Source organism: Microbacterium sp. VKM Ac-2870 (assembly GCF_015350795.1).
In the GTDB taxonomy this organism is placed as follows: Bacteria; Actinomycetota; Actinomycetes; order Actinomycetales; family Microbacteriaceae; genus Microbacterium.
Genome location: NZ_JADKSH010000005.1, coordinates 232,563 through 253,779 on the forward strand (window position 1 = coordinate 232,563; position 21,217 = coordinate 253,779).

Annotated in this window: 21 protein-coding genes; 7 read left to right on the top strand and 14 right to left on the bottom strand. The window is 69.4% G+C overall.

Features of this window, described 5'->3' with window-relative positions:
• Positions 1 to 2: 2 nt before the first annotated feature.
• The 9 genes from ITJ43_RS13180 to ITJ43_RS13220 form a co-directional block, all read right to left on the bottom strand.
• Positions 3 to 1,265: an extracellular solute-binding protein gene (locus tag ITJ43_RS13180; protein ID WP_194584302.1), complete on the bottom strand. Its 1,263-nt coding sequence runs from the start codon at positions 1,263 to 1,265 to the stop codon at positions 3 to 5.
• A 99-nt stretch (positions 1,266 to 1,364) separates the two neighbouring features.
• Positions 1,365 to 1,994: a TetR/AcrR family transcriptional regulator gene (locus ITJ43_RS13185; RefSeq protein WP_323741229.1), complete on the bottom strand. Its 630-nt coding sequence runs from the start codon at positions 1,992 to 1,994 to the stop codon at positions 1,365 to 1,367.
• A 30-nt stretch (positions 1,995 to 2,024) separates the two neighbouring features.
• Positions 2,025 to 3,650, bottom strand: coding sequence for a glucoamylase family protein (locus ITJ43_RS13190; RefSeq protein WP_194584304.1), 1,626 nt, complete (start codon positions 3,648 to 3,650; stop codon positions 2,025 to 2,027).
• A 114-nt stretch (positions 3,651 to 3,764) separates the two neighbouring features.
• Positions 3,765 to 4,622, bottom strand: a complete 858-nt coding sequence (locus tag ITJ43_RS13195) for a MurR/RpiR family transcriptional regulator (RefSeq protein WP_194584305.1) — start codon at positions 4,620 to 4,622, stop codon at positions 3,765 to 3,767.
• On the bottom strand, positions 4,612 to 5,454 hold the full coding sequence (phnE, locus tag ITJ43_RS13200) for a phosphonate ABC transporter, permease protein PhnE (protein WP_194584306.1): 843 nt from the start codon (positions 5,452 to 5,454) through the stop codon (positions 4,612 to 4,614). Before phnE (ITJ43_RS13200) ends, ITJ43_RS13195 begins: the two co-directional genes overlap by 11 nt.
• Complete coding sequence (phnE, locus tag ITJ43_RS13205; RefSeq protein ID WP_194584307.1) at positions 5,451 to 6,248, bottom strand: phosphonate ABC transporter, permease protein PhnE; 798 nt, start codon at positions 6,246 to 6,248, stop codon at positions 5,451 to 5,453. Before phnE (ITJ43_RS13205) ends, phnE (ITJ43_RS13200) begins: the two co-directional genes overlap by 4 nt.
• Positions 6,245 to 7,063 carry a phosphonate ABC transporter ATP-binding protein gene (phnC, locus tag ITJ43_RS13210; RefSeq protein WP_194584308.1) on the bottom strand — a complete coding sequence of 273 codons (819 nt, stop codon included), beginning with the start codon at positions 7,061 to 7,063 and terminating at the stop codon, positions 6,245 to 6,247. The genes phnE (ITJ43_RS13205) and phnC overlap by 4 nt, the downstream gene beginning before the upstream one ends.
• Complete coding sequence (gene phnD, locus ITJ43_RS13215) at positions 7,060 to 8,040, bottom strand: phosphate/phosphite/phosphonate ABC transporter substrate-binding protein (protein ID WP_194584309.1); 981 nt, start codon at positions 8,038 to 8,040, stop codon at positions 7,060 to 7,062. Before phnD ends, phnC begins: the two co-directional genes overlap by 4 nt.
• 41 nt (positions 8,041 to 8,081) lie before the next feature.
• Positions 8,082 to 8,771 carry an HAD family hydrolase gene (locus tag ITJ43_RS13220; protein WP_194584310.1) on the bottom strand — a complete coding sequence of 230 codons (690 nt, stop codon included), beginning with the start codon at positions 8,769 to 8,771 and terminating at the stop codon, positions 8,082 to 8,084.
• Between the two features lie 68 nt (positions 8,772 to 8,839).
• On the opposite strand from ITJ43_RS13220, the gene ITJ43_RS13225 reads away from it, so the two are divergent.
• Entirely contained in the window at positions 8,840 to 9,532 is a 693-nt protein-coding gene (locus ITJ43_RS13225; protein ID WP_228495868.1) for an amino acid deaminase, read from the top strand.
• A 103-nt stretch (positions 9,533 to 9,635) separates the two neighbouring features.
• On the opposite strand, the gene ITJ43_RS13230 is transcribed toward ITJ43_RS13225, so the two are convergent.
• Positions 9,636 to 11,117, bottom strand: a complete 1,482-nt coding sequence (locus ITJ43_RS13230) for a helix-turn-helix transcriptional regulator (protein WP_194584312.1) — start codon at positions 11,115 to 11,117, stop codon at positions 9,636 to 9,638.
• Between the two features lie 138 nt (positions 11,118 to 11,255).
• Here ITJ43_RS13230 and aceA point away from each other — a divergent pair, with 138 nt between their 5' ends.
• From aceA to ITJ43_RS13250, 4 genes are all read left to right on the top strand, one after another.
• Positions 11,256 to 12,572, top strand: coding sequence for an isocitrate lyase (gene aceA, locus ITJ43_RS13235; protein ID WP_194584313.1), 1,317 nt, complete (start codon positions 11,256 to 11,258; stop codon positions 12,570 to 12,572).
• A gap of 37 nt (positions 12,573 to 12,609) precedes the next feature.
• A complete protein-coding gene (aceB, locus tag ITJ43_RS13240) occupies positions 12,610 to 14,235 on the top strand; it encodes a malate synthase A (protein WP_194584314.1) in 1,626 nt (541 codons plus the stop codon).
• Positions 14,236 to 14,330: 95 nt separating this feature from the next.
• Positions 14,331 to 15,179, top strand: coding sequence for an alpha/beta fold hydrolase (locus ITJ43_RS13245; RefSeq protein ID WP_194584315.1), 849 nt, complete (start codon positions 14,331 to 14,333; stop codon positions 15,177 to 15,179).
• Positions 15,172 to 15,747, top strand: a complete 576-nt coding sequence (locus ITJ43_RS13250; RefSeq protein WP_194584316.1) for a TetR/AcrR family transcriptional regulator — start codon at positions 15,172 to 15,174, stop codon at positions 15,745 to 15,747. Before ITJ43_RS13245 ends, ITJ43_RS13250 begins: the two co-directional genes overlap by 8 nt.
• A 27-nt stretch (positions 15,748 to 15,774) precedes the next feature.
• Here the strand turns inward: ITJ43_RS13250 and ITJ43_RS13255 are convergent, their stop codons facing one another.
• Entirely contained in the window at positions 15,775 to 17,067 is a 1,293-nt protein-coding gene (locus ITJ43_RS13255) for a chloride channel protein (RefSeq protein ID WP_194584317.1), read from the bottom strand.
• A gap of 70 nt (positions 17,068 to 17,137) precedes the next feature.
• On the opposite strand from ITJ43_RS13255, the gene ITJ43_RS13260 reads away from it, so the two are divergent.
• Positions 17,138 to 18,343, top strand: coding sequence for a pyridoxal phosphate-dependent aminotransferase (locus tag ITJ43_RS13260; protein WP_194584318.1), 1,206 nt, complete (start codon positions 17,138 to 17,140; stop codon positions 18,341 to 18,343).
• 72 nt (positions 18,344 to 18,415) lie between these two features.
• Positions 18,416 to 19,177 (top strand): phosphatase PAP2 family protein, encoded by a 762-nt coding sequence (locus tag ITJ43_RS13265; RefSeq protein ID WP_194584319.1) that lies wholly within the window; start codon positions 18,416 to 18,418, stop codon positions 19,175 to 19,177.
• Between the two features lie 3 nt (positions 19,178 to 19,180).
• Here the strand turns inward: ITJ43_RS13265 and ITJ43_RS13270 are convergent, their stop codons facing one another.
• From ITJ43_RS13270 to ITJ43_RS13280, 3 genes are read right to left on the bottom strand one after another with little or no spacing between them, the layout of a single operon-like run.
• Positions 19,181 to 20,317: a UDP-N-acetylmuramate dehydrogenase gene (locus tag ITJ43_RS13270; RefSeq protein WP_194584320.1), complete on the bottom strand. Its 1,137-nt coding sequence runs from the start codon at positions 20,315 to 20,317 to the stop codon at positions 19,181 to 19,183.
• Positions 20,317 to 20,736, bottom strand: a complete 420-nt coding sequence (locus tag ITJ43_RS13275) for a MaoC/PaaZ C-terminal domain-containing protein (protein WP_194584321.1) — start codon at positions 20,734 to 20,736, stop codon at positions 20,317 to 20,319. The genes ITJ43_RS13270 and ITJ43_RS13275 overlap by 1 nt, the downstream gene beginning before the upstream one ends.
• The gene (locus tag ITJ43_RS13280) at positions 20,733 to 21,182 is read right to left on the bottom strand and encodes an FAS1-like dehydratase domain-containing protein (protein ID WP_194584322.1); all 450 of its coding nucleotides are present in this window, start codon (positions 21,180 to 21,182) and stop codon (positions 20,733 to 20,735) included. The genes ITJ43_RS13275 and ITJ43_RS13280 overlap by 4 nt, the downstream gene beginning before the upstream one ends.
• Between the last annotated feature and the right edge of the window lie 35 nt (positions 21,183 to 21,217).

Genomic DNA, 21,217 nt, shown 5'->3' on the forward strand with positions numbered 1-21,217 from the left:
GATCAGCCCAGTCCGAGGGCGTCGGCCTTGCTCTGCAGCTCCTTCATGGCATCCGCAGGGCTCTGGGTTCCGAGGCGCACCTTCTCGAGCACGGCGTCGCCCGCGGCCGCGACCTGCACCCAGGTCGTCGTCGCCGGCACCGACTTGGCGGTCTCGAGCTGCGTACCGAAGGCGGCGAGCGTCGTCTGCGAGGCCAGCGCCTGGTTCTTCCACGCCGCCTGGACGGCGGGCAGGTCGCCGGTCTTCTCGTACCACTGGGCCTGCGTCGTCGGCTCGGTCAGCCACTGCGCGAGCTTCCACGCGGAGTGAGCGTTCTTCGAGTTCTTGAACACCGTGAGGTTCGCGCCACCGCTGAACGAGGTGGACGATTCCTTCGTGGGCAGCACGGCGGTGGCGAACTTGCTCGAGAAGTCAGCGCCGCCGAGCTTCTCCAGGGCGCCGATCATGAAGGGGCCGTCGATGAGCATCGGCGTCTTGCCCGCGACGAAGTCCGCCTCCTGCGCGCCCGACGAGCGGTCAGCGGCGGGGTTGGCGATGCCCTTCTGGAAGAAGCTCTGGTAGTACTCGTACCCCTCCACCATCTGCGGAGTGTCGAGGGTCCAGTTCTTGCCGTCGGTCAACGAGGCTCCGTTGGACCACGGCATCCACAGGGTGCCCTGGAACGAGTCGTTGCCACCGGGCAGACGGATGCCGTACTCCGCGCCGGCCTTGGACTGCATGTCGGCGGCCATCTGGCTGAGTTCGTCCCACGTGGCGGGAGCCTTGGTCCAGCCTGCCTGCGCGGCGAGGTCGGTGCGGTAGTAGAGCACGCGGGTGTCGACGTACCAGGGCGCGCCGGTCATCCGGTCGCCCACCTTCGTCGACGAGACGGCGCCCGGGAACGACCCCGAGGTGTCGAGATCGGTCGGCACGGTCTGGAATGCGTCGGCGAAGTCAGCCATCCAGGTCGAGCCCATCATCGCGATGTCGGGCGTCGTGCCGCCGGCGATGGCGGTCTGGATCTTGCTGTACGCGGCATCCCACGGGATCGCGGTGACCTCCACCTTGACGCCGGGATTGGCGTCTTCGAAGGTCTTCACGAAGGCGGGCAAGGCTTCACCCTCGGCACCCATCGCCCACATGGTGATGGTGCCCGTGGCCGGCTCGCTTCCGATCGTCGTGGCGGCGTCGGGTGCGCTGGCGGTGTCATCTGCGCGACCGCATCCCGCAAGCGCGAGAGCGCCGACGGCGACCAGAGCGATGGCTCCCAGTCGTACGTGTTTCATGGTTCCTCCTCGAACGGGACACCCGCATCAGTGTCGGAGCCCACTTTACTTATGCGCATAACCTACGTCAAGACCGGGCTCGGCAGAGAGGAGGGCGCTTCAGTCGGCGCAGACCGAGGGGCGCAGGAAGCCGCGCACGAACTCGTCGAAGAGAGCGGTCATGTCGACGGTGTCATCGAGCAGCCACTGCTGCTGCAGGCCGTCCATGACGGCGCTGATCAGACGCGCGGCGCGCTCCGGATCGATGTCGGGGGCGATCTCCCCCGCGCGCTGGCCCGCACGCAGCAGCGCGGCCGTGGCCTCCGCGCGAGAGCGGTAGCGTGCCGCGAAGTCACCGTGGAGCGGATGGTCGGGGTCGGCAGCCTCCGCCACCACCGTCGTGTAGAGCGACGTGAGCCCGCGGGTCGTCTGGTTGTAGGCGACGACCTTCGCCGTTTGATCGAGGAGTCCATGTTCCGCCGGCTCCCCCGCGGCAACGCGCACCCGTTCATCGCGCTGGCGCAGCACCTCCGCGAACAGTTCTTCCTTCGATGCGAAGTGGTGGAGCAGGCCCGCCGGTGTCAGGCCCACCCGCTTGGCGACCTCGCGCAGCGAGCCGCTCATCGAGCCCGAGCGCCCGAACACGAGCACCGCCTCATCGACGATCTGCTGGCGTCGGGCCTGACCCTTCGGGTAGCTCCCCCGCGCGCGCGAGGGAGCTACCCGATCAGCGTTGTCGTCCGATGCCACGAGAATCCTCCCCGGCATCCACGCTAGGGCTCAGGGACGCGGACGCCCCCACGACGAGCCGAACACCTGCTGCGCAATCGCCGGTTCGAGGTTCTGCTCCATCGCCGCGTCGACCATGTAGGCCTTCAACGAGTCTCCGGTGAGCTCATTGCCGATCGCCGCCATGATCATCGACTGGTCGAGCGAGAGGTAGCGCTTCGCGATGGTGTCGCTCTTGACCGCGACGGCGTCGTAGAACCCGCCCGGCCCGTACGCCCCGAGCGTCCGCTCGATCTTGCGGAGGTTGTCCATGACGCCCTTGTGGTCGTACGGCAGGGCGAGGAAGGACGCGTGGGGCGTCACCACGCCGTCGCCGAAAGTGGGATTCGGGTTGGTGCCGGTGCGGCATCCGGGACGGTCGATGTCGACATCGGTCTTCTCCCGATCGGACGTGTAGCCGTCGCTGCGCATGCCCGCCAGATCGACCCCGTACTCGGAATAGCCGCCGAACGGATCACTGGCCGGCGAGAAGCCCCAGTATCCGTACTTCGCGTCTCGGAGTCCGTGATCCTTCTGCACCTGCACCGTGATCGGGTGGTTCCGTCCCCACGAGCGCGGACCCCACTGCGCCTCCGGCACGAAGAGGTCGGGCATGAGCGACTCGAACATGCTGCCGCCCCAGCTGGGCACGAACGACATGCCGTCGTAGGAATACGTGCCCTCATAGACGTCGACGCCGTCGTAGTGGCGGGTCGTCCCGGTGGGCAGCTGCTCCTGCCAGGCCCAATCGCAGCCTGGCGGCATCGTGCGATGGGTGCCGTAGAGACCGGTCGCGGGGATGGTGCCGTCCGAGATCGCCAGATACGTCGCGATGCGGCTCTCACTCACCGTCGTGTCGTAGTGGTGGCAGGTGTAGTACGCCGTCTCGCCGCTGCCGTTGTACATGGGAGCGGCGACCGCGCAGCCGTCGCCGGGAGGCGCTTCCCAGAACCCGCCGCGGTTCGTGCCGGCAGGCAGTCCCGCCGCACCGGCGGGGTCGAAGAAGGCGGAGAAGTCCATCGACCGGTACAGCGCGTCGGCGCGATCGTGCAGCGACGGCTCCGCCTCGCGCACGATACGCAGCCCCGTCGCCAGCCAGCCGTTGTCGACCGTCGAGAGGAACGGATGGATCGTGTCGCCCGACGTCGGGAAGACCGTGAGCTTGGCGCCCGTCGCCGGCGCGTACCAGTTGTAGTACATGCCGCTGGCGGTGTTGCGCTCCATGTGCTCGAGCATGGTGATCGTGGTCGTCAGTCGCTGGCGAGCCTCGTCGGCGCCGATGATCCCGAGGTCACGCGCCGTGACCGTCGACCACAGATAGCCGCCGATGTTCGTCGGCGACGTGTAGCCGGAGGCGGATGCCGGATCGAGATCGCCCTCGATGTTGTCGTCGACCAGCCCGGTGTCGGGATGGGCCATCGCCGCCATGGAGGTCCACGTATCGGTGGCGTATCTCAGCAGCTCCCGGGCATCCTTCCCACCCGGATGTCCCGGGTGGCCCGGCCGGTGCGGACCGCCGTCGGGCGCTGACGATAGCGCGGACTCGGGCGGGGGCGCGGCCGTAGCGGGTGCGGCGGCGGCGAGGCCACCGATCACGAGTGCGGCGATCGCGGCCGTGGCCGCGAGGGTCTTCTTCATGGCGTGCTCTCCTCGTCGAAAGCGCTCCGCGGTATCGGAGCCGCGCAAAAAACCTTTCATGTGTCAGGTATTTGCGCAACCCCCTCGCGTCGACGCCGCACCGCGGCCGCAGACTCAGGCGGAGCCGTCGTCGAGGTTGTCGGAGAGGATGCCGAGCACCTGCGCACGCACGAGGCGCGCACGCTCGCCGAGGGCTCCGGCCACGGTGTCGACGAAGGCCTCGACGAAGGCGGCGTGCGCCACCCGCGACGTGTGGGCGAGCTCCTCGCGGAAGCTCACCCCCGTCGGGGCGATCACGAGCGAGAGGTCGGCCAGGTCGGCGAGCGGGCTCGACGCGAAAGACGTGAGCGCGATCACCCGAGCCCCCGCCGCCCGCGCGCCCTCGGCAGCTCGCAGACTGGCAGCATTCGCACCCGAACCGCTGACGACGATGCAGACGTCCGCCGCCGAGAGCTGTCGCGCCGCGATCTGCTGCGCGATGGCATCCGCGATCACCTCCGCCGGTCGCCCGACCGCCGTCAGCCGCATCGCGAGGTCACTCGCGACCGGGGCCGACAGCCCGTTGGCCACGACGAGCAATCGCGTCGCGCCCGAGACGCCGGCGACGGCGGCCGAGACGTCGGCCTCGGTCATCAGACTCACCGCCGTCGTGAGCGACTGCGCCGCGCGGGCGAGGGCGGCCCGGAGTTCGCCGAGCGGCCCATCGCCGTGATCGAGTTCGCGCTCGGTCTGGGCGCCCAGCTCTGCGGCCAGCGCGACCCGCAACTGCGGGTAGCCGCGGTAGCCGAGCGACTGGCAGGCGCGGACCACCGATGACCGCGCCACGCCTGCCCGATCGGCCAGTTGCTGCGCCGTGAGTTCCACGACGGCGTCCGGCTCGGCGACGATCAGGTCGGCAACGCGGCGCTCGGTCGGCTGCAGGCTGTTGCGCATCGCGGCGATGCGCACCGTGGTCGGAGCGTCAACGGGCACGCGGACCCTCCATGATTCGCCGGCGGAGCATGCCGCTGACGGCATCGATCGCCATCGTCACGACGATGACCACGATGAGCAGCATCCCCACGGTGGACCACTCCCGGTACTGGGTGTAGGACGTCAGCATATCGCCGATGCCCCCGACGCCGATGAGGCCCAGCACGGCCGATGAGCGCACGTTGATCTCGAAGCGGTAGAGCCAGAACGACAGGAACACGGGCTGCGCCTGCGGCCACACTCCCCACCGCAGCACCTGAGCGGTAGATCCACCCGCGGCGCGCGCGGCCTCGATCGGGCCGGCGGGAACGGCTTCGACAGCCTCGTACCCCCACTTGCCGAGCGTGCCGATGCCGTTCACCGCGAGGGCGAGGGCACCGGTGAGAGGCGTCAGGCCGGTCACCGACAGGATGATGATCGCGATGATCAGCTCCGGCACGGCACGGACCACCGAGAACACCAGTCGCAGCACACCGCGCAACCACACGAGACCGAACCCGCGGGCGGCGATGAGGCTGAGGGGCGTGGCGAGCAGGATGCCGAGGACGGTGCCCACCCACGCCATCTCGATGCTCCGCCAGGTCTGCCACAGCGCTTCGGGCAGCTTCGACCATTCCGGCGCCGAGAACATCAGCCAGAGGTAGCGGCCGATGTCGGCGGGAAGATCAGCGAGTCGCCCCCACGCGATCTGCACCGACCAGAACGCGGCGACCACGATGACCGTCACGACAACGGTGGCGATCGGTCGCCACAGCGAGCGGCGACGCGTGGGGAGCTGAAGCGTTTGCGGCGCCCGGGGAACGCGGGGTGCCCGCGGAGCGAGGACGGTCATACGAGCCTCCGGCGGATGGCGTCGCTCACGAGGTCGATCACGACGACGACGATGAGCACCTCGAGGATGATGAGCGAGAGCTGGTCGTAGCGATAGAAGGTGCGGACCGCGTCGATGAGCAGGCCGATGCCGCCGGCACCGACCAGGCCGAGCACGGTCGACGCGCGCACGTTCAGCTCGAAGACGTAGAGCGTCTGCGAGACGAACGCCGGCCACGCATCCGGCAGAGCGATGGCGCGATTGATCTGGGCTTGAGTGCCGCCGGCCGCACGCCCGGCTTCGATGGCCCCGGCATCGGTGGCGTCGATCGACTCGGAGACGAGCTTGACGATGATGCCGACGTTGAAGATCGCGAGCGCGATGATGCCCGGCAGCGCCCCGACGCCGACCATCGCGACGAGAACGGCGGCGTAGACGAGTTCGGGAACCGCGCGGATGACGTTGAGCGCCGTCCGCACGACGCCGCGCACCACCGGATGCGGGTTGGTCGGACGCGCGGCCCAGAACGACAGCGGCAGGGAGACGGCCGCCCCGACGACCGTGCCGAGCACGGCCATCTGCAGCGTCTCGACCATCGGCGCGACGGTGCGCGGGAAGAACGACCAGTCGGGTGTGAGCAGTTCGATGATCTTCGTGGCGCCGTTTCGCCAGTTGGCGATGATCGGGGCGATGTCCAAGCCCACTCCGATGCCGGGAAGGCACGTGATCACGGTGATCGCCGCGACGATGGCCACCGCGATCCACACCCGGCCCCGTCCGCGCGGACGGGGAGGAACCGATAGTGCCGCACTCACCGGTCGAGCCGATCGTCGCCGGTGAGCGAACGCCCGTAGATGTTCTCGAAGTCGGCATCCGTGGCACTCGACGCTGACCCGTCGAACACGATCTCTCCACCGCGCATACCGATGATCCGGGCGCCGTATTGACGCGCGAGATCGAGCAGGTGGATGTTGACGAGCACCGTGATGCCGAGGTCGGCGTTGATGCGGCGGAGGTCGCCCATCACGCCGTGCGCGGTGGGTGGGTCGAGGCTCGCGACCGGTTCATCGGCGAGGACGATCCGCGGCTGCTGGGCGAGGGCGCGCGCGATGGCCACGCGCTGCTGCTGCCCTCCCGAGAGCGCCGAGGCGCGTTCCCAGACCTTCGCGAGGATGCCGACCCGTTCGAGCGCCTCGAACGCGATCTGCTTGTCGGCGTCACGGTAGGCACCCACGAGGGTCCGCCACCGCGACGTGTGCGTGAGGCGTCCGACGAGCACGTTGTTCAATACAGTGGTGCGCCCGGCGAGGTTGAACCCCTGGAACACCATGCCGATCTGCCCGCGCAACTGTCGCAGCCGGCCGCCCCGCGCGGTATCGACGCGCTGACCGCCCACCGTGACGGTCCCTTCGGTGACCGGCACGAGCCCGTTGATCGTGCGGATGAGCGTGGACTTGCCCGACCCCGACAGCCCGACGATGCAGACCATCTCGCCGGGGGCGATCTCGAGGTCCACGCCGCGCAGGCCCACGGTGCCGTTCGGGTAGCGCACGGTGACGTCGTCGAGGCGGATGCCCCAGGGCGTCGAGGCCGCAGCCTCGACGCCCTGGGTGTGGATCAGATCGGTCACTGCAGTCCCAGCTGCTGGGCGGCGCGCGCGACGACGTCGAGCGACGCCGGGTTGGCCGGGGCGAGCTTGGTGATCGAGTAGATGCTCTTGAGCACCGCGGAGCCCGCATCGGTGGTGGAGTACGACGCGAGAGCCTGGGTGATCTTGTCCTGCAGCGCGGGCGAGAGCTTCGACGAGACCGCGACACCGTCGTTGGGGATGGGGTCGCTCAGCGCGAAGACGACGACTTTCTGACCGACGTCGGGGGTGTCCTTCTTCACCAGCGTGCGGGCGTCCCAGAAGCTGAAGCCGACCTCGGCATCACCCTTGTACACGGCCATGACCGATGCGTCGTTGGCCGTGACGGGGATCTTCTGGAAGCCGTTGTCGATGTCGATGCCCTTCTCCTTGAGAGCGAGCATCGGGTAGATGTAACCGGCGGGCGAACCCGGGCCGAGCACGGCGACCTTCGCGCCGGCGATCTTGGTGATGGCGTCGAGGCCGCTGGGCGTGGCCAGCTTGTCGGTGCCGTTGCAGTAGAGCATGCCGTCCTTGTCGACGGGGGTGTCGGAGCAGTACTTGCTCGGGTTGTTGGTCATGAACTGCGCCGGGTAGGTGATGGCACCGTTGCGCTCGGTCTGGAGAACGACCTTGGCGCCGTAGCGGTCGCTCGCCTGCCACAGCTGCAGCGACGGGAGGAAGCCGATCTGGGCCTGGTCGGCGCCCATGGCCTCGACGGCGGCCTGGTAGTCCTTCGAGACGACACCGGTGACCGGGATGCCGAGGGTGGAGCTGAGCATGTCGGTGAGGGGCTTGGCCGTGTCGACGAGGCCGGCCTGATCCTGCGACGGAACGAGGGCCAGCACGAGCGAGGTCGGGTCGGCGGCGGGAGCCGCAGAGCCGGATGCGTCGGTGCTGCCGGAGCAGCCGGCGAGCGCGACGGCGGCCACGAGCGCCGTCGCGGCGGTCGCAGCGAGGCGGAGGCGGGAGATACGCATGAGGTTCCTTCGATGTCGGGTGGTGCGTGTGTGCGGGAGGGTCAGCGGGCGTACGCGTGCGCGCGCACCCAGTCGGAGAGGGCGGGAAGCAGTTCGGGAAGCGTGCGGGCGTGGAAGTCGGGCGATGCCGACGGGTCGGGGTACCCGCCGACGAGCGCGGTCGCGTGACCGCGCTCGTGCGCGGGGGCCAGGTCGTTGCGCCAGATGTCGCCGACGGCGAGCACCGCGGCATCGTCGCCGAGGCCGTCGAGCATGTCGGCGAGGCCGTCGGGCTTGCCGGCGCTGACGACGATCCGATCGAAGTGCCGGTCGAGCCCGAGCGCCGAGAGGGCCTCAGGAATGCGCACGCCGGGGGCGTTCGTGACGAGGATGCGCTCGGCGTCGACGTCGGCGAGGAACGCGGCGAGGCCGTCGGGAGCGGTGATCGGGGCGGCCTCCGAGGCGAGCTGCGTCCGGCTGGCCGCGTATCCACGGCTGAGCGCATCGGGAGTTGCCCCGGCGGCCACCGCCAGCACGCGCACGAGGTCGTAGGCGTCGATGGCGGCATCGTCGGTGGCCTCTGCGCTGCCCGCATCCGCACCTTCGGTGGCGGCGAGGCCCGCCGCGACGTCGTCGACGAAGGACGGCCCCAAGCCGGCCTGCTCGGCGACGGCGCGCGCATAGGCGCGCACCGGACCGTCACCGAGGGCGACGGTACCGTCGAAGTCGAAGATGAGGATGGGACGAGGCACGAAACTCCTTGAGGGCCGCCGAACACGAGTGGACGCTTCGTCCATAGTGAGGGAGAGTTGTGGACGCAATGACCACACCAGATGAACAGCGGGTAAAAAGTCGCCATGAGATCGCGCGGCTCGATGTCGTCGCGCACGCCGCGGCATCCGACCCGCGTGCCGCACTGGACGCTCTCCCCTGGCTCGGCGCCGCGATCGACGCGGATGCCGCTGCGGGACGCTTCGTCACGTGGGGCCGATCGACGGCGATCGATGAGAACACCGGCACCGCGGTGGTGCCAGCGCCGGTCTTCGAGGCGCTGCACTCCCGCGCCGGAATCGACGCGCATTTCCCGGTCGGCAACGCGGGACTGCTGCATGTCTACGGGTACCTGCTATCGACCGAGCCCACACCCTACGGCCTCAAACGCGAGCGCTGGCTCGACGGCACCCTCGCCCAGGCGTACGGTCTGGCCGCCGACGCATTCCACCCGTGGGTCGTCGCGGAGGACGACACCCTGCTGGTGCGCGTCACGAACGCGACGACCGCCCTCCTGTCCCGCGAACCGGCCCGACGCGAGCGCATCGGCGACACCGAGGCCCTGATCGCGATCGGCCGACACGCGGCATCCGACCCGTCTGGACCATCAGCGCTCGTTTACGCGCTCGTCCACGGCGAGGAGCGACGACTCATCACGACGTTCCCGGTCGCCGATCCCGCCGCCGTGCTGACGTCCGTCGCGCAGGACGGCCCTCGCCTGCGGTGGAACGCGGTCGCGTAGCCTCACTTCCACGTGCCCCAGACAGGCGATCTGCCGAGAACAGGCGCTCGTGGCGGCATCCATCCTGCGCCGGGCAGATCGCCTGCGCCGCGGCGAACGGCGGTCAGCCGCGCGGCGCGTGCGCCTCGAGGAACTCGTACAGATCGGTCGTGTCGACTCCCGGGAACGCACCGGTGGGCAGCGTCGCGAGCAGAGTCCGCGGCGTCCGCACGTTCGGCCAGGCCTGGTCGCGCCACTGGGTCTCGAGCTCGGCGGGAGCACGGCGGCAGCACACCTCGACGGCATGGCGCGAGACGCCGCGGTTGGTGGTCTCGCGGCCGACGAACCACTTCGTGTCGTCGAAGCGCACACCCACCGACACCGAGTGCGCCCCCTCGCTGGAGGTCTCCACGCGCGCCGTGCACCAGAACGTGCCGTTGCCGGTGTCGGTGTACTGGTAGTACGGGTTGAACTTGTCGGGGATGTCGAACACGACCCGACTGGTCCACCGGCGACAGCACAATTGCCCCTCGATCGATCCCAGACGATCGGCGGGGAAGTTCACGTCGTCGTTCTCGTAGGCCTTCGTGATGGTGCCCGACTCGTGCACCTTGAGGAAGTGCACGGGGATGCCGAGGTGACGGGTCGCCAGGTTGGTGAAGCGATGCGCGGCCGTCTCGTACGACACCGAGTACGCGTCGCGAAGGTCTTCGATCGACAAGGCCCGACGCGCCTTGGCATCGGTGAGCACCGGAACGGCGTGCTCCTCGGGAATCAGCAGCGCTCCGGTGAGGTAGTTCGTCTCCACGCGCTGGCGCAGGAACTCGGCGTACGAGCGCGGCTCGGCGTGCCCGAGGATGCGGCTGGCCAGCGCCTGCAGCACCGCCGTGCGCGAATCGCCCTTCGCCGGCACCGTGCTCGACAGGTACAGCCGGCCGTGCTTGATGTCGGCAACGGAGCGGGTGGATGCCGGCAGGTCGGCGACGTAGTGCAGAGAGAAGCCCAGGTGGGCGGCGATGTCCGAGGCCGTCCGCTGGGTGAGTGGACCGCCGGGGTGATCGACGGCGCGCAGGATGCCGCGGGCATGCTCTTCCAGCTCGGCGAAGTAGTTGTCCTGGCGACGCATGAGGTGACGCAGATCCACGTTCGCGCGTCGGGCCTCCTCGGGAGTCGCCGAACGCTCGTCGCCGAGTCGTTCGATCTCGCCCTGAAGGGCCAGGAGGGCACGGAGGGCGTCGTCGGGAACCGTCTTTCCGATGCGGAAGGGCTCGATGCCGAGCGCTCGGAACGTCTGCCCCTTCATCGCACGCTCAAGCGCGATCTCCAGCGTCGCCCGCTCCTCGAGGGGCTCGGCCTCGAGCAGTTGGTCGACCGTCGCTCCCAGGGCCTTCGCGATCGCTCGCACCAGCGTCAGCTTGGGTTCGCGCTTACCGGTCTCGATCATCGAGAGCTGACTCGGCGCCCGCTCGACCGCGGCGGCGAGCTCATCGAGCGTCATCCCCCGGGCGGTGCGCAGTTGGCGGATGCGTCGACCGATCGTCAGCGCGTCAGCCTCCTCCCCGGCCGAGGAAGAAGCGGCGGAGAGCGGAACATCGACGTTCGTCATGTCGGGGATTGTGTCACAGAAAGAGAAGATCGATCAAACTTCACACCGTCTTTGGTTAGTCCTGGTCGCAATATTCACCCACAGTGGAGTCACGAGCCACTGCCGGCATCACCCCGGCATCCGATGAAGGAGAGCATCATGACGATCCAGGCCACCCCAGGTCAGCCGCCCCTCCGCGCCGGCGACCAGACGCAGACCGCTGCCGAGCTGGAGGAGATCTGGGCGAGCGACCCACGCTGGGACGGCATCGCCCGCACGTACACCGCCGAAGACGTCATCCGCCTGCGGGGGTCGGTCCGCGAGGAGAACACTCTCGCCCGCCGCGGCGCCGAGAACCTCTGGAACCTGCTCCACACCGAGGACTACATCCGGGCTCTCGGCGCCTACACCGGCGGCCAGGCCGTGCAGCAGGTGCGCGCGGGGCTGAAGGCCATCTACCTCTCCGGTTGGCAGGTTGCCGCCGACGGCAACCTCGCCGGCCAGACCTACCCCGACCAGAGCCTCTACCCGGCCAATTCGGTGCCCGCCGTCGTCCGCCGCATCAACAACGCGCTGATCCGTCAGGACCAGATCGAGCACGCCGAGGGCGAGGTCACCCAAGACTGGCTGGCGCCGATCGTCGCGGATGCCGAGGCCGGCTTCGGCGGCCCCCTCAACGCCTACGAGCTGGCGCAGTCGCTCATCCAGTCGGGTGCCGCCGGCATCCATTGGGAAGACCAGTTGGCGAGCGAGAAGAAGTGCGGCCACCTCGGCGGCAAGGTGCTGGTGCCTACGCAGCAGCACATCCGCACCCTGAACGCGGCTCGGCTCGCCGCCGACGTCGCCGGCGTGCCGACCGTCATCATCGCCCGCACCGACGCGCTGGCGGCCGACCTGCTCACCAGTGACGTCGACCCGCGCGACCAGGAGTTCACCACCGGAGAGCGCACGAGCGAGGGCTTCTACCGGGTGCGCCCGGGGCTCGAGTCGGTGATCAGCCGAGGCCTTGCCTTCGCACCGTTCGCCGACCTCATCTGGGTCGAGACGGGCGAGCCGGACATCGAGCTGGCGCGGGAGTTCGCGAAGGCCATCCACGCCGAGTTCCCGGGCAAGCTGCTCGCCTACAACTGCTCACCGAGCTTCAACTGGAAGCGCCACCTCAGCGACGATCAGATCGCGACGTTCCAGCAGGAGCTGGCCGACCTGGGCTACAAGTTCCAGTTCATCACGCTGGCCGGCTTCCACGCCCTCAACTACTCGATGTTCGACCTCGCCTCCGGTTACGCCGAGCGCGCGATGAGCGCGTACGTCGAGCTGCAGGAAGCCGAGTTCGCTGCGGAATCCCGCGGCTACACCGCCACCAAGCATCAGCGCGAGGCGGGAACCGGCTACTTCGATGTCGTTTCCACGGCGCTCAACCCCGACAGCGCGACCCTGGCTCTGGTGGGATCCACCGAGGCACAACAGTTCCACTGAGACCCCCACTCACCCTCCACACAGAAAGAGCAGGGCCATGACTCCCACCGCCACGGGCACCGCGCCCGCATCGACCATCACCATCACGGGACCGATCCGGGACCGCTACGACGAGATCCTCACGCCGGAGGCCATCGCCTTCCTCGCCGAGCTGCACGTGCGTTTCGCCGGCCGCCGTCACGACCGCCTCGCGGACCGGATGCGGCGCCGTTTCGAGATCGGCAACGGGCACGACCCGCAGTTCCGCTCCGACACGGCCCACATCCGCGAGGACGCCGACTGGACGGTCGCGGGCGCCGGCCCGGGCCTGGAGGACCGCCGTGTCGAGATCACCGGCCCGACCGACCCGAAGATGACGATCAACGCGCTCAACTCGGGGGCGAAGGTGTGGCTGGCCGACCAGGAGGACGCCACGAGCCCCACCTGGCGCAACGTCATCGAGGGTCAGCTCTCCCTGTTCGACGCGATCCGCGGGCAGCTGTCGTACACGAGCCCCGAGGGCAAGGAGTACCGCGTCACCGCCGAGCGCACGCCCACGATCGTGATGCGCCCGCGCGGCTGGCACCTGGTGGAGAAGCACATCCGCTACACCGACCGCGCCGGCCGCGACCTCGCGGCATCCGGTTCACTGGTCGACTACGGGCTGTACTTCTTCCACAACGCGCAGCGGCTGATCGACAACGGGGTCGGCCCGTACTTCTATCTGCCGAAGATCGAATCGGCCGAAGAGGCGAAGCTCTGGGACGACGTCTTCACGTTCAGCGAGGAGTACCTCGACATCCCGCACGGCACCATCCGTGCGACGGTGCTCATCGAGACGCTGCCTGCCGCGTTCGAGATGGAGGAGATCCTCTTCGAACTTCGCGACCACGTCGCCGGGCTCAACGCAGGTCGGTGGGACTACATCTTCTCGATGATCAAGAACTACCGCGGCCGCGGTGCACGGTTCGTGCTGCCCGACCGCAGCCAGGTCACGATGACGGTGCCGTTCATGCGCGCGTACACGGAGTTGCTCGTGAAGACGTGCCACAAGCGCGGAGCCTTCGCGATCGGCGGCATGAGCGCCTTCATCCCCAACCGTCGCGACCCCGAAGTGACGGCGCAGGCGTTCGAAAAGGTCGCCGCCGACAAGAAGCGCGAAGCCGGCGACGGTTTCGACGGCACGTGGGTGGCTCACCCCGACCTGATCCCGGTGGCGCAGGCGGAGTTCGACGCCGTGCTCGGCGACCGCCCGAACCAGCTCGACCGTCAGCGCCCCGAGGTGCACGTTCAGGCGTCGCAGCTGATCGACGTGCACATCGGTCTGCCGATTTCGGCGGCTGGCGTGTACGGCAACGTGTCGGTGGCGATCCGCTACATCGAGGCCTGGCTGCGGGGCCTCGGCGCCGTCGCGATCGACAACCTGATGGAGGACGCCGCGACGGCGGAGATCAGCCGCAGCCAGGTGTGGCAGTGGATCCACCAGGATCGCTCGACCGCAGACGGCACGCGCATCACCCGCGAGTACATCGAAGAGCTCATCTCGCGGGTGCTCGCCGAGGTGGAGCGTGGGGATGATGACCGCTTCGACGACGCCGCGGCGATCTTCCGCGACGTCGCCCTCGGCGAGGATTTCCCGACGTTTCTGACGCTCGGGGCGTACGCCGACTACCTGGACGACTGAGCCCGCGCTCCGACGACGGGGGTGGATGCCGCGGCATCCACCCCCGCTTCGCGAGTGCCTTGACAACTTTAGCTAATGCCATTAGCTTTATGGCTATGACATTGACACCCTCTTCATCCGCCACTGCCGCGTTCGCGCAGCTCGACGTTCACTACCTCATGCGCCCCGAGGGCCGGCTTGGGTACCGCCTCACCGGCGACGGTCCGCTCGTCGTCTGCGTGCCCGGTATGGGCGAGATCGCCGCCAGCTACCGCTACACCGTCCCCGCCCTGCGCGACGCGGGCTTCCGGGTCGCCGTGATGGACCTCCGCGGGCACGGCGAGTCCGATGCCACCTTCTCGGCCTACGACGACGCGGCCGCCGGCACCGACATCCTGGCGCTCATCGCCCACCTCGGCGGCCCCGCCATCGTGCTCGGAAACTCGATGGCCGCCGGCGCGGGAGTGTGGGCCGCAGCCGAGCAACCCGCCGCGGTCAGTGGACTGGGCCTGCTCGGCCCCTTCGTCCGCAATGCGCCGACGAACCCCGTGGCCGCCGCTCTGTTCCGTGTGCTGATGCTGCGGCCGTGGGCACGCGGAGCCTGGCTCGCGTACCTCCCCCAACTCTCCCCCGGTCGTAAGCCTGCCGACTTCGCCGAGCACCGCGACGCGATTCGCACGGCGATGAAGCGTCCGGGTGCCACCGCAGCGTTCGCGCGGACGACGCGCACCGACCACGCCGTCGCAGAAGAACGCCTGCCCCGTGTGACCGCGCCCACACTGGTCGTCATGGGCACCGCCGACCCCGACTTCTCCGACGCGCGCGCCGAAGCTGCGTGGATCGGCGAGCAGCTGAGGGCCGAGGTCGTCCTCGTCGAGGGCGCCGGTCACTATCCGCAGGCCGAAGAACCCGACCAGGTCAACGCCGCTCTGGTGTCGTTCTGCCGGACGGTCGCCCGTGCCTAGGGCCGGGCTCTCGCACGATGCCGTGGTCGCCCTCGCTTTGGAGGCCACCGACGACGTCGGCACCGAGGCGCTGACCCTCGCCGAGGTCGCCGCGCGCGCCGGCGTCAAAGTGCCGAGCCTCTACAAGCACATCGCGTCGCTCGATGTCCTCCGCAACGCCGTCGCGACCGCCGCGACGCACGAGCTCGCGCACGAGCTGCGCGTCGCGGCGGTCGGCGTCTCGCGGACCGAGGCCCTGGGCCGCCTGTGTCATGCGTATCGGGGATACGCCCTGCGGCATCCGGGTCGCTACGCCGCGACGCAGCGCGCGCCCCTGCCCGGCGAACGTCGAGAAGCGGCGCATGCGGCGGCCGCAGAGGATGTGCAGACGGTCGTCTCGGCGACGCTGCGGGGCTACGACATCTCCGACGACCAGCTGATCGACGCCACGCGAGCACTGCGCGCCGCCCTGCACGGCTTCTGCGCGCTGGAGAACGGCGGCGGCTTCGCGATCCCGATCAGCGTCGACGAGAGCTTCGCGCGGATGGTCGACGGCCTCGACCGCATGCTGTCGACCTGGCCCGCGTGAAGCGAACGAGACAACCGATGCCGGTCGTCACTCGCGGCCGGGGTCGATGGGCGCGAACCGACGCAGCCCTTCCCCGGTCGTGAGTCGCGAGGCGGCCAGCGAGCCCGCGACCGCGAGAAAGATCGGCACCAGCAGCGTGAACCCCGTGCCGGTGAACTCGATGATGAGGGCGATCGCGGTGAACGGCGCCCGCATGGTGGCGGCGAGGAACGCGCCGGCGGCGACGATCGCCAGCGCCGTGCCGTCGGCGCCCGGCCAGATGAACGACCACCCCGCGGCGGCCGCCGCACCGAGCGCGGCACCGATCGCCACGGACGGTTGCAGGGTGCCGCCGATCGCGCCCGAACCGAGCGAGATCGACGTGGCGATGTACTTCATGACGGCGAGCGCCAACAGCAGGTAGGCGGGCTGCGCCAGGTCGAAGCCCGCCGTGGCCAGCGCCCGACCGTTGCCGAGGAGCAGCGGAAAGAACGAGCCGAGCACGCCGACGGCGGCGAAGGTCAGCGGTAGGGCGACGAGCAGCTTCCAGCCGGTCGGACGCCGCGTGGCCAGGCGCGCGGTGACCGCCGAGAAGCTGGTCGCGCCCCACCCCATCAGCGGTCCGATGAGGAGCGCCGCGACGATCAGCGACGGGGAGACCTCGACGGCGGCGACGCGGTACAGCGACTCGTCCGCGACGAGCGGGCGCGCGACGGTCGTCGCGATGGCGCTGACCAAGAGAGCGACGACGGCCGCACCGGCGCTGAAGCGGGCGAGAAGGATCTCGATGGCGAACAGCGCGCCGGCCAGCGGCACGTTGTAGACGCCCGCGAGACCCGCACCGGCGGCCGACGCGATGAGGATGGTGGCCCAACGGGCGTCGAGACGGAACCAGCCCACGAGCTTCGAAGCCGCCATCGCCGACAGCTCGCGCGGTGCGACCTCCTTGCCGATCGAGGCGCCGAGGCCCACGGAGCTCACCTGGATCACGGTATCGGCCAGGGTCTCCCACAGCGGCATGCGGTGTCCGGCAACACCCTCTTCGACGCTCGCGATGCGCCGCCCGAACCGCCGCAGCAGGTACCAACCAACGGCGGCGATCACCCCCGCGGCCGTCAGGCTCACCATCGGCAGCCACCACGGCGAGGGTAGGGCGAGGCCGTCGAGGAACGGGCCTTCGGCGGTGCCCCACACGAGGTGTTCGACCGTGTGCACGATCCAGACGAGCAGGAGCACGGCGAGGCCCGTGGCGAGACCGACGGCGAGGGTCGCCAGGCCGAGTCGCAGCAGACCGCCGAGTCCGGCGAAGCGACGGGGGCGGTGTCGGGCGTCTCCGGTCACGACGTCACGTTAGCGCACGCGCAGGTATCCGCCTGGGCCGAGGACAGCCGCGACCACTACGCTTTCCCCTGTGACCGAACGCGCTCCCCTGTCCCGCAAACTGTCCGCGATCGCCGAGTCCGCGACCCTCAAGGTCGACGCGAAGGCGAAGGCCCTGCAGGCAGCCGGCCGACCGGTGATCTCCTACGCGGCGGGTGAACCCGATTTCCCCACGCCGCAGTTCATCGTGGATGCCGCCGCGCACGCCCTCCACGACCCGGCGAACTACCGCTACACCCCCGCCGCGGGGCTGCCGGTGCTGCGCGAGGCGATCGCCGCCAAGACGCTGCGCGATTCCGGACTCGAGGTCTCCCCCGCCCAGATCGTCGTGACCAACGGCGGTAAGCAGGCTGTCTACCAGGCCTTCCAGGCCGTGGTGAACCCCGGCGACGAGGTGCTGCTGCCGGCCCCGTATTGGACGACGTACCCCGAGGCGATCGCGCTGGCCGACGGCATCCCGGTCGAGGTCTTCGCCGGCGCCGACCAGGAGTACAAGGTCACCGTCGAGCAGCTCGAAGCGGCCCGCACCGACAAGACGACGGTGCTCGTCTTCGTCTCTCCGTCGAACCCGACCGGGTCGGTCTACACCCCCGAAGAGACGACCGCCATCGGTCAGTGGGCGCTGGAGCACGGCATCTGGGTCATCACCGACGAGATCTACCAGAACCTCGTCTACGAAGGCGCGCGCGCCGTGTCGATCGTGGAGGCCGTGCCTGAACTCGCCGGCCAGACGATCCTCGTCAACGGCGTCGCGAAGACCTACGCGATGACCGGCTGGCGGGTGGGCTGGATGGTCGGACCCACCGACGCCATCAAGCTCGCCGGCAACCTGCAGTCGCATCTGAGCTCCAACGTCAACAACGTCGCCCAGCGCGCGGCGCTGGCAGCCCTCACCGGGCCGCAGACCGAGGCTGAGCAGATGCGCCAGGCGTTCGATCGCCGCCGCACCCTGATCGTCGCCGAGCTGGCGAAGATCCCCGGGGTGACCGTGCCGAACCCGCTCGGCGCCTTCTACGTGTACCCCGATGTCACGGGCCTGCTCGGACGAGAGTGGAACGGCGTGCACGTCGCGACCTCTCTCGAGCTCGCCGATCTCATCCTCGACCAGGCGGAGGTCGCTGTCGTTCCGGGTGAAGCGTTCGGCCCGTCGGGCTACCTGCGCCTGTCGTATGCCCTGGGCGACGACCAGCTGCTCGAAGGCATCCAGCGGTTGCAGAAGCTCTTCGGCACCGCCTGATCAGCGTGTGAGCTCCGGACACACCGACCGCACTCAGAAATCACATAGGGGCACGCGGGACGATCGCATCCCATGCGTTTGTCGTCCTCATCACCTGTCTCCGCGTCTCGCCGGTCGCGGCGCCCGCGCAATGCGCTGCTCGCGCCCGCACGACATCCGGCGACGGCGCTGATCGTGGCGCTCGCGACGCTGGTGTTCCTCATCAGCGCAGGCCTGGCGCTGCGCGCGGCACCCATCGACGCTGGCCTGTCACGCGCGATGAACGCGCTGCACATCGACGGTACGGGCCAGGTGACCGCGCTCGTCTACGACCTCTTCTCGCCGGTGCCGGCGATCATCATCACCGTCATGCTGACGGGGCTCGTCTGGGCGATCACGGGACGACTCGCCCTCGCGGTCGCCTTCGCCGGCACGATCGCCCTGACGTGGATCCCCGCCGATCTCGTGAAGATCGGGGTGGACCGGCCCCGTCCCGACGCGACCCTTCTCCCCCACCCGGTGGCGCACATGCCGATAGATCCGTCGTATCCGAGCGGCCACGTCGTGTTCGTCACGGCCATCGTGGTGACCATCATCGTCATGCTGAAGGGCTCGCGGTGGCGGCCGACCGCGATCGTCGTCGGCGTCGTGCTCGTCGCGGTCATGGCAGGATCGGTGACGGTCATCGGCGTTCACTACCCGACGGATGCCGCTGCGTCCATCCTCTGGGTACTCGGCGTCTTCCCGGCGGCGCGGCTGATCTGGGTGCGGATGATCATGCCGCTCGTCCCGTTCCTGCGTGAAGTGCCGCGAAGCGTTCCCCACGATGCTCCAGGCGTCCGACGCCGCGGCTGAGCCTCAGAGCTCGACGCCGACGAGCACCGGCTCGGGCTGCAGCAGCAGGCCGAACTCGGACTGCACGCGGTGCTGAATGTAGCGAGCCAGTTCCGCCACTTCCCCCGCGGTGGCGCCGCCGCGATTGGTGAGGGCGAGCGCGTGCTTCGTCGATAGGCCCGCTCGCGAGCGCGGCAGGCGGAACCCTTTGCCCAGACCGGCGTGTTCGATGAGCCACGCGGCGCTGACCTTCACGTCCGGCTGGATCGAGACCGGCGTGGGCACCAGGCCGTCGTACGCAGCGAGCGGGATGACCGTGACAGGTTCGACCGCAACCGCCACAGGCCAGCGCGGGCACTCGGGCGGCAGCGTCCGGGCGAAGGCCGCCGAGACGATCGCGTTCTGGAAGAACGAACCGGCGCTGTGGGTGTCGACATCGTCGTCGTCGAGCACCATGCCCTTCGACGCGCGTGTCTCCAGCACGGTCTGGCGGATCCAGCGCAGCGAGACGGCGGCATCCGGAGCCAGGCGCAACGCCTGGCGCAGCTGGCCGCCCCGCACCGGCACGTCACCGTGGCCGACGTCGTCGAGCTCGACGGTGAGCGAGACGATCACACCCGAGCGGCGCGATCCCTGGCCGTAGTGCTGCTTGAGCACCGACGTCCGAAAGCCCAGTTCGAGCTCACGCGCGGACACCGTTTCAACCTCACCCGTCGCCTCATCGAGCAGCTCGACCTCGACGAGGGTCTCGACGATCTCCTGCCCGTAGGCGCCGACGTTCTGGATGGGGGCCGCCCCGGCAGACCCCGGGATGCCGCTCATCGCCTCGATACCGGCGAGACCCGCCGCGACGGTGTACTCGACGAGGTCGTCCCAGTCGTGACCGGCTTCGACGCGCAGACGCACGCGACCATCGGGGGCACCCTCGACCCGGGTGATGCCGTCGGTACGAATCAGCACGACCGTGCCCTCGAAGGGCTCGTCACCCACGAGGAGATTCGATCCCCCGCCGAGAACGAGCCACGGGTCACCGTCGGCCCAGACGCTGCGAAGCGCGTCGATGAGCTCATCACGGCTGCGGGCCTCGATCATCCGTTCCGGCACACCGCCGACGCGCAACGTGGTGAGCTGCGCGAGCGGAACCGGGGCGATCTCGGCCATCAGGACTGCCGGCGCACGCGCACCTGCGCCTTGCCCAGCACGGTGGTGTCGCCGAACGTGACGGTGAGATCGATGCGGGCCGTCTCGTCGTCGACGGCGCCGACCTTCGCCGACACGACGACGTCGGCGCCTGTCTCGGCATCCACGACGACCGGGCGGGTGAAGCGCACGCCGTATTCCACGACGCGGCCGGCGTCGCCCAGCCACTCGACGATGGTCTCGACGGCGAGACCCATCGTGAGCATGCCGTGGGCGAGCACGCCGGGGAGTCCGACGCGCTCCGCGACGTCGTCGCGGTAGTGGATGGGGTTGAAGTCGCCTGACGCGCCGGCGTAGCGCACCAGCGCCTCACGGGTGAGGTGCACGGAGCGCTCCGCCACCACCGCACCGACCTCGAGCGATTCCGTCGTGGACGTCATGCGACCTCGCCTCCGATCAGCAGCACGGATGTCGCCGTGACGACGTGGGCGCCGTCGGCATCGATCACGGTGGACTCGCTCGTGACCATGGCGCCGGCACCGAACGGGCGGACGCCGACGATGCTCAGCTGCGCCGTCAGCTCGTCACCGGCGACGATCGGGCGCGTGTAGCGGAAGCGCTGCTCGGCGTGGACGGCGCGCTCGAGCGCAATGCCGGAGTCGGGCACCGCGAGCAGCTGCTGCAGCGTCAGGTCTTGGATGACGATCGCGAACGTCGGAGGCGCGACCACATCGGCGTAGCCGAGGGCGCGAGCGGCCTCGGGGTCGACGTGCTGCGGCGCGTCGGCGAAGATGGCGCGCGCGAACTCTCGCACCTTCTCGCGACCCACAAGATAGGGGGCGGTCGGCGGGAAGGAGCGGCCGACCAGCTCGGGATTCACTGACACCCCTCGATCCTACCGAGGGCGGGTCTTCTCCATCC